Raw genomic sequence first — 325 nt, forward strand, 5'->3', positions numbered from 1 at the left:
CCTCGGCCGCTTGGACTTCGGATTCGTCAGGCAGCTCGCCGGCCTTCACGTTCAGGCGGTCCCACATCTTCAGGACGAGGCTGCCGATCAGGTAGATAGACTGAACCACCGGGGTCATCGAGTGCATCCTCCAGCCGGCCGAGTTCTTCGAGCTGGTCCTCCACAGGCCGGGTCTGGAGCACCAGTTGGTCAAGCACCGATTCTAACCGACGGGTGTAGATTCGGAAGTCCGCGGTCTGGCCACCGTCCCTCAGCCGGGCGAGTTCGTCGAGCAGCGAGTCGGCTTCGAGGATGAGCGGGTAGACCGCCTCGTTGTACGCCTGCT

Annotated in this window: 1 protein-coding gene; it reads right to left on the reverse strand. The window is 63.4% G+C overall.

Features of this window, described 5'->3' with window-relative positions; translation table 11 throughout:
- Positions 1 to 26 precede the first annotated feature (26 nt).
- The coding region (locus R0J87_RS19145) for a hypothetical protein (protein WP_498888218.1) at positions 27 to 325 on the reverse strand (299 nt) is incomplete at its 5' end.

Source organism: Halomonas sp. SIMBA_159 (genome assembly GCF_046536035.1).
GTDB lineage: Bacteria > Pseudomonadota > Gammaproteobacteria > Pseudomonadales > Halomonadaceae > Vreelandella > Vreelandella venusta_A.